The organism is Paenarthrobacter aurescens, assembly GCF_025421775.1.
GTDB classification, from domain to species: Bacteria; Actinomycetota; Actinomycetes; order Actinomycetales; family Micrococcaceae; genus Arthrobacter; species Arthrobacter aurescens_B.
Window position 1 is genome coordinate 1 of sequence record NZ_JAOEFX010000583.1, and the last position, 247, is coordinate 247.

Here is a 247-nt window from a genome sequence, read left to right on the forward strand (position 1 = left end):
GCACAGCGTCGAAGGCGGGGTCTTGGCGCTGCTGACGCCGGCGTCGCCAAGCGTCACATCGAATAGCGCGTGCGAGCCGAATTGCTCGGCCAACCGCATGAAATGCAACGCCTCGAAATAGAACCCAAGTAAAGGATCGTCCTGCGGCAGCGGCGTCTGGCCGATGAACTCGGTGATGGCCGCCACCGCCTTCTGCACCGCCGTCAGCACGCCGGCCGGCGCGGCATCGTAGGCCTGATAGCGTTCG

1 protein-coding gene is annotated in these 247 nt (G+C 65.2%); it reads right to left on the reverse strand.

Features of this window, described 5'->3' with window-relative positions; genetic code table 11:
- Window positions 1–247: hypothetical protein (locus N7568_RS24870; protein ID WP_261612317.1), on the reverse strand; the 247-nt coding region annotated here is incomplete at both ends.